At 67.7% G+C, this 6,421-nt stretch carries 6 protein-coding genes; 2 read left to right on the top strand and 4 right to left on the bottom strand.

What is annotated here, in order from left to right:
* Positions 1-36: 36 nt before the first annotated feature.
* A complete protein-coding gene (locus ACT3TD_RS14515; protein WP_441579864.1) occupies positions 37-213 on the bottom strand; it encodes a hypothetical protein in 177 nt (58 codons plus the stop codon).
* 384 nt (positions 214-597) lie between these two features.
* On the opposite strand from ACT3TD_RS14515, the gene ACT3TD_RS14510 reads away from it, so the two are divergent.
* Together ACT3TD_RS14510 and ACT3TD_RS14505 are read left to right on the top strand one after the other, a co-directional pair.
* Positions 598-1,362 (top strand): metal-dependent hydrolase, encoded by a 765-nt coding sequence (locus ACT3TD_RS14510; protein WP_441579865.1) that lies wholly within the window; start codon positions 598-600, stop codon positions 1,360-1,362.
* Between the two features lie 76 nt (positions 1,363-1,438).
* The gene (locus tag ACT3TD_RS14505; protein WP_301443338.1) at positions 1,439-2,005 is read left to right on the top strand and encodes a TIGR03086 family metal-binding protein; all 567 of its coding nucleotides are present in this window, start codon (positions 1,439-1,441) and stop codon (positions 2,003-2,005) included.
* Positions 2,006-2,007: 2 nt separating this feature from the next.
* Here ACT3TD_RS14505 and ACT3TD_RS14500 read toward each other — a convergent pair whose 3' ends face one another.
* The 3 genes from ACT3TD_RS14500 to ACT3TD_RS14490 all read right to left on the bottom strand — a co-directional run bounded on the left by ACT3TD_RS14500 (position 2,008) and on the right by ACT3TD_RS14490 (position 5,978).
* Complete coding sequence (locus ACT3TD_RS14500; protein ID WP_441579866.1) at positions 2,008-2,682, bottom strand: LuxR C-terminal-related transcriptional regulator; 675 nt, start codon at positions 2,680-2,682, stop codon at positions 2,008-2,010.
* 19 nt (positions 2,683-2,701) lie between these two features.
* The gene (locus ACT3TD_RS14495; protein ID WP_441579867.1) at positions 2,702-5,002 is read right to left on the bottom strand and encodes a hypothetical protein; all 2,301 of its coding nucleotides are present in this window, start codon (positions 5,000-5,002) and stop codon (positions 2,702-2,704) included.
* Between the two features lie 385 nt (positions 5,003-5,387).
* Complete coding sequence (locus ACT3TD_RS14490) at positions 5,388-5,978, bottom strand: hypothetical protein (protein WP_441579868.1); 591 nt, start codon at positions 5,976-5,978, stop codon at positions 5,388-5,390.
* Between the last annotated feature and the right edge of the window lie 443 nt (positions 5,979-6,421).

The following is a 6,421-nucleotide window of genomic DNA, read 5'->3' as shown; positions in this document are numbered from 1 at the left end:
CCGGGGGTGCTCCGCGGTTGGGCGTGGCGCGGATCGTCAGTCCGCTTCCGGCCAGGTTTCTTCGCCGCAGGTCACACCAGTGTCCGCGATAGCCTCCGACGGCATCTCCGGGCACGTCGGGGGCACGCCCGGGGGGCCCTGGGTGATGTAGCTGATGACCAGCTGCGCGATCTCGATGAGCTGGTTGAACAGGTTTCCCAGGAACTCGAACATGGACGGTGTCTCCTCGTGTCGGTGTGCGGAACGGTCGGGGACCACGGCTAGGACGAGGCCGTGGCGTCCTCGGATTCGGCGCCGCTACCGGCCTCGGACAAGGTCAGGGCCGCGGCGACGACAAGTGTGCCGAGAGCGTTCCGGTCGCACACGGGGGACTCCTGACGGGTGGTTCGTGGGTGGTGTGGTGGTGTGGGCGCCACGTTGCGGGAGGGGACGTTAAGGTTCGCCTGGGTGAAAGTTAACCCACAACCGGTTAGTTTGGAAAACCATTTTCCGGGGGTTCTCTCTCCCCGCTCATTTCATGTCCGTCCCGCCCTGTACAACTGTTGCGGAAGGTTCGCGAGGAACAGGCACCGAAAGGAAGGTGAGAGCGCCATGGTCATGGGGCCCACGCACGCGATGTCGGGCGCGGCGGCAGGTGTCGTGCTCGCCGTCACGACGGCGCAGGCCACGGGTGTGCCGGCGGACGCCGGGACGGTGGTGGTGCTGGCCGGAGTCACCGCCGGTGCGGCGATCCTGCCGGACCTGGACCATCCGTCCGGGACCGCGGCCAGGACGTTGGGGCCGGTCAGCAGACTGCTGTCCGTGTTCGTCAACCGCCTGTCCTCGATGGTCGCCGAGGCCACCGGGGCGCGGGGCAGGCGCGTCGGCGGGCACAGGACGCTCACCCACACGCTCCTGTTCGCCGTGCTGCTGGCCGCCGCGACCTGGTGTGCGGTCGACCTGGGTGACAGCAGGGTGACCATCGGCATCTTCGCCGCCCTGGTCCTGCTGGCACTGCATTCGCTGGTGCGTCCGGTCGCCCAACGGTGGGGTTCGCTGGGGGCGGTGGTCATCGCGGTCGGCCTGACCCTGCTGGTGATGCGCGACCGGCCGGAGATGCTCACACCGGCGGTGATGTCCACCGCGGTCGGGCTGGGCTGTGTGGTGCACTGCGTCGGGGACGCGGTGACGCGCTCCGGGGTTCCGTTGTTCGCGCCGTTCGTGCCCGTGGGCGGGGACCGCTGGGGGTCGGTGCACCTGCTTCCGGGGCCGCTGAGGATCCGTGCCGCCGGATTCGGCGACACCGTGGCGATGGCCGTGTTCACCGCCGTGTTGGTGGGCGCCTGTGCGCTGGGGTGGAACCACGGCTTGATCGTGGGGTGAACCCGCGCGGGTATTCTCGTCAGGGACAGTAACCGGGCCCCGACTACGGCCCGGTCCGCGAACAGGAGGAAAGACCATGTCTGTACCCAAGGACACCGTTGAACGGTTCCGCGTCATCGCCGACGGTTTCACCGCCCAGACACGGGACAACGACTGGGACGCGCAGACCCCGTGCGCGGAGTGGACGGCCCGCGACATCGTCGGCCACCTGATCAGCTGGTTCGCCCCCGCCCTGGAGGACGTCGGAATCACGGTGAACATCACCGAGGACAAGAACTCCGACCCGGCGGCCGCGTGGGAACAGTTCGCCGAACTCGTCCAGGACACCCTGGAGGACGACGTCAAGGCGGAGGCGCTGGTCACCCGCGGCCCCATCCCTGGGCAGTCGCTGGAGACCAACGCGAAGGGGTTCTTCATCCCGGACGTGTTCATGCACACCTGGGACCTCGCCCGGTCGCAGGGCCGGGACGTGGAGCTGGACGAGGACTTCGCCGAGCGCAACCTCGGCGGTCTGCGCTCCCTGGGTGAGCAGTTGCAGGCACGCGGCGGGTTCGGCCCGCCGCAGGAGACCTCGGCGGACGCGACATCCACCATCCGCCTGATGGCCTACGTGGGCCGCGACCCGAACTTCGGTCTGGACTGAGCTCAGCCCTCGCCGAGGCGGGGGTCGCTGGGGCCGGGCAGGTAGCCGTCCTCCTGCGCGCGACGGAAGAGGTCCGTCTTCGCCGGGGCGGGGCGTCCGGCGTTCTGGTACTTCACCCGGATGCGCCCCAGGTAGTCGTTGACCGTCTCCTGGGAGATCCCGGTCAGGCGGGCGACCCGTTTGGCCGGCTCCCCGGAGGCGTACAGCTCGAGCACCTCGCGTTGGCGTTCGGACAGGTTGATCCCGTTGATCTGCGGGTCGGAGTCGATCGCCGCCGCCCATTCCGTGGACGGCACGGCGTAACCGTGTGCAGCGGCGCGCACGGCTCGCAGGATCACCTCGGGAAGCTCGGACTTCTGGACGATCCCCAGGACACCCGCCTTCAGTGCGCTGCGTACCAGGTACGGGCTCTCCATGGAGGAGAGCACGAGGATGTTGTGGGTGAGGGACTGCAGCCGGTGGACGTTCTCCTCGGGGTTCGAGTCGTCGGCGAGACGCAGGTCGAGGATGACCAGGTCCAGGCCGGCGGGGTTCTCCAGGCCGTAGATGAGGTCGCTCACCGAGGTGAACATGCCCGCCAGCTCGAGATCGGCGGCCGAGTCGATGAGGGACGAGAGGCCCCGCAGGGACAGCTCGTGGTCGTCGATGGCGGCGACGTTCAGGGCAGTTTCGCTCATGGAAGTACCATACAGTGCTTCACCGGCCTGCGACCGGTTCATCCTGAGATTGCAGTGAGGATCCGTCACAGTGGTAACGGCGGATACCGTCGTCGTCCGAGATCGTGGCGAACGTCGACCTGCCCCGGGGGAGGAGCCGTACGGTGACCGTCCCCGTGTCGGCGCGTGACAGGGCATCCAGGATGCGTCGGACCATCCCGTCGTGGAGCGCCTCGATGGGGCGGGGCACGATCGGTGACACCGTCGCGGCGTCGACGGGGCCGGCGGGGGCCTGCGCCGACGAGCGGTCGTCGATGAGCTGGACCGCGACACCGCGTCCACGCGCGTCCCATGCGGCGGTCCGTACGTCCGGCAGGTCCAGGAGCGGGGAGCGCATGGCGTCCCGCATCCGGAGTTCGGTCAGGCGGGCGAGCTCCTTGAGCCCGTCGTCGATGGTGGTGAGACCCGTCGTCGCCTCGACGAGAGGCGCCAGCTCCTCACGGAGAAGCTGGAGACGGTCCTGCCGGTAGGTGGTCGCCTCCTCTGCCGCGATGACGCGGAGCTCGGACTCGCGGAGCTTCTGGCGTGCCCCGGGGAGTCGGGCGAGCGTGTAGCGGGTTCCCAGGGTGAGCAGTGCGCAGGCCACGACCAGGAGGCTGGACAGGAGGACCTGCACCGCCTCGAGACTGCGGTCGGGGGTGCCGGGCAGCGCCGACATGACCTCGATGGCCAAGGCACCGGCGAGGAGTGCGAGCAGGGCTGCGACGGGTCGTCCCCGCAGCGCCAGCAGGGCGCAGATCAGTGAGGCGGCGGTGATGTGCCAGTCGTGGCTCCATTCCGGTGCGGACGAGAGGTCCTGCCATCGCCCCGCCTCCATCAGCAGGACGACACCGACGCCGACGATCCAGGCGCGGGACGCCGCGACCCGGTAGGTGTGTCCACTGACGATCACCGCGACGAGGGCCACCGCGAGGACGGTGGTCACGAGGTTCGCGGTGGACGTCGGGTGGCCGTTGATGATGTTGAGCAGTGTGAAGATCACGGCGACCGCCGCACCGTAGGGGACGCCGAAAACGTAGCTGAGGTGCATGAGGTCGTAGTTCCGCATGCCGGCCGAGTTGAACCGGGACGCGCGGATGTTGGGGTGGGGTGTTCGGCCGGGTGGCGGATGTCCGCCGGCGGATTCCGTGCGCCGGGCGTCGCGCCAGGTGAGCTCCACGGTCGTGCCGTTCCCGGGGGCCGAGGTGACGGTGGCGGTACCTCCGTCCGTGGCCTCCATACGCCCCAGGATGGAGATGCGGATGCCCGCGGCGGTGGGGCGGACGTCCCCGGTGAAGAAGCCGGGCCCCTCGTCGGTGTAGCGCAGGTGGAGGGTGGAGTCGGTCAGGCTGACGTGGCAGTGCCGGCGGACGTGTGGCCCGGCGTGCTGCCGGGAGTTCTTCGCCATCTCGGCGACGGCCATGGTGATGTTCGCCCCGGCGACCCCGGGCAGCGTGAGGGAGGTGCCCTCGTCGGCGGTGATGGTGCAGTCGGGTGTGTGTTGGCGGATGGTGGTGGTCACCGCCTCGATGAACTGGTCGGCGGACATGTCCCCGGCTTCGTCGAAGACAGGGGTCAGACGCAGGCCGACGGGTTCGGTGGGGAAGATGCCCTGGGTGATCCCGCTGAGGGTGGACAGGACGTTGTCGTGCACCAGCGCCGTGAATTTCGTGGTCTCCTCCGCCCTGGCGCGGGCCCTGGTGGCGGCGATGTTCTCCGCATGCGACTTGTTGCCGGCGGCGTCGATGAACCGGGCGAGCTGCAGGGTCGCACAGACGATGACGACCAGGGGCAGTGAGTAGACCAGCGCCAGGCTGACCTCCGTGGCCACACTCAGGGGGTCGGAACGATGCTCCAGGACCGCCGCTGCCAGGGTCGTCCCGCCGACCAGCAGGAAGAATCCCGCGATGCCTGGTGCGAGTGGGACGGTGAGGGCGAAGGCGATCGCCGGAAGAGCGCTGAAGACCGCGAACCACATTCCGGACGCCGCGGGAGCGCCGTCGGTGACCGTCTGGATGATGAACAGGGCCAGGGCGGCGGGGAGTGAGGCGGCGGACAGACGGAGCGAGAAGACGAGGAGGTCGCGGCGTCCGATCACTGCTGCGGTGGCGAGCAGGGCGTTCGCCAGTGCGAAGAGTGTGGCCGTGGCCACCGGGTACCAGTGGCTGAAGAACGATTCCACGGTGAAGTGCGCGGTGAGAGCTCCGGCCTGCCAGAGTGGCCAGGTCAGCGCGATCGCCAGGGTGGCGTTGCGCAGGATGGCTGTCTCGATGGCGGTGGGCGGGGGTTTACGCCGGGACATGATGCTGTGGGGTCTCTGGTGCGCCGGACCCCCGGCTCACACATGTGAGCCGGGGGTCCGAGCGGCAAGCGTCTCTGAGGTAAGAGACCTTAGAGGACGGAGCCGAGGCCCGCGAGGACGCCGCCGAGTCCGGCGACGAGGCCGCCGACGAGGGCGGTGACGGAGGTGAGGAGGCTGCTGACGATACCCATGAGAAGGTCCTTTCGAAAGGTGTACTGGTGGACCGCTGCGGGGCGGGAGAGCCTGAAGGACTTCAGTTCGTCACAGCGACAACTTCTACCATAAACATTCTTCGACAAACTTTCCAGTCAGGGGACTGTCAGGCTTTGTCGGGCCAGGCGGTCAGCGGGTTGTTGTCCGAGGCCGTTGCCCGGAGCGTTGTCGATCAGCTGGATGCGAGCGACCCGAGGCTGCCGACGAGCGAGGAGCTGGACGAGGAGCTGGACGAGGAGCTTGCAGGAGGGAGGCTTCCGTCTCCGTCGTCATCTTCGTCTGTGACGGTGACGGTGCCGATGTTGATCTCCATGCGCTGGCACGGGTTGTCGGCGGCGTACAGGAACTCGTAGTTCACGTTGTCGAACAGGGGCTGGATCGTGTCCCCAGGGGTCACGACCTGGGGGAAGGCCTGGCGTTCGGTGCTGCCGCGTTCCACGATGTACTGGTCGCAGTAGTCGGGCTGATAGCCCTGGGTGATCCACTTGTCTTCGACCCTGGTCGTGATGCTGGAGGAGTATCCGGTCACGGTGATCGGGGCATCGGAACTGTTTGTCACCGAGTAGGCGACGTAGAACGTCGTTCCTGGGGAGATGCCACGGGAGTAGGGCTCGTCATTCGCGGGGTTGAACAGCGCAAGGCCCTCCACGGTGAGTTCGGCAGGCTGTGGTGCGGCGGTGGCGGTGCCGACGCCTGCAGCTGCGAGCGTGGCGATGAAGGTGGCGGCTGCGGTCCTGGTGATCGTGCGACGAAGAATGTTCATGTCTAAAACATAGACCGCGGAGCGGTCGGCGGAGGCCCTGATTATTGGGGGCATCCGGTCTCTGGTAGCTACAGCTGAAGGACCCTGCCCCGGAGGGCAGGGTCCTTCTGTTGGTTCGCGCTTGTCGCGTCCGGGGCGGATCAGAAGCCGACGATGGAGCCGCCGACCAGCATGATCGCGCCGATCAGGACGGTGCCGACGAGGGTGACGATGGAGCCGATGATTGCAAGCATGACACTGGCCTTTCAGGCAAGGTGAATGTGGTGGGTGGTGCTCGCGGTGTCGGCTTTGGGGGCTTCTATCCGCTTACCTAGGATATCGCCAATCGGACAAGTACGTTACCTGGCAAAAGGACACAATTAATGGGGGCTTCCGGCCAGGAATTCGGGGATGTAGGGCGCGGGGTATTTGCTTTGGTCGATTGCCCGGGAAACCACGAAAGC

Origin of the sequence: Corynebacterium sp. AOP36-E1-14 (assembly GCF_052377495.1) — a bacterium.
Classification (GTDB): Bacteria; Actinomycetota; Actinomycetes; order Mycobacteriales; family Mycobacteriaceae; genus Corynebacterium.
This window is presented reverse-complemented; position numbering and strand designations above follow the sequence as displayed.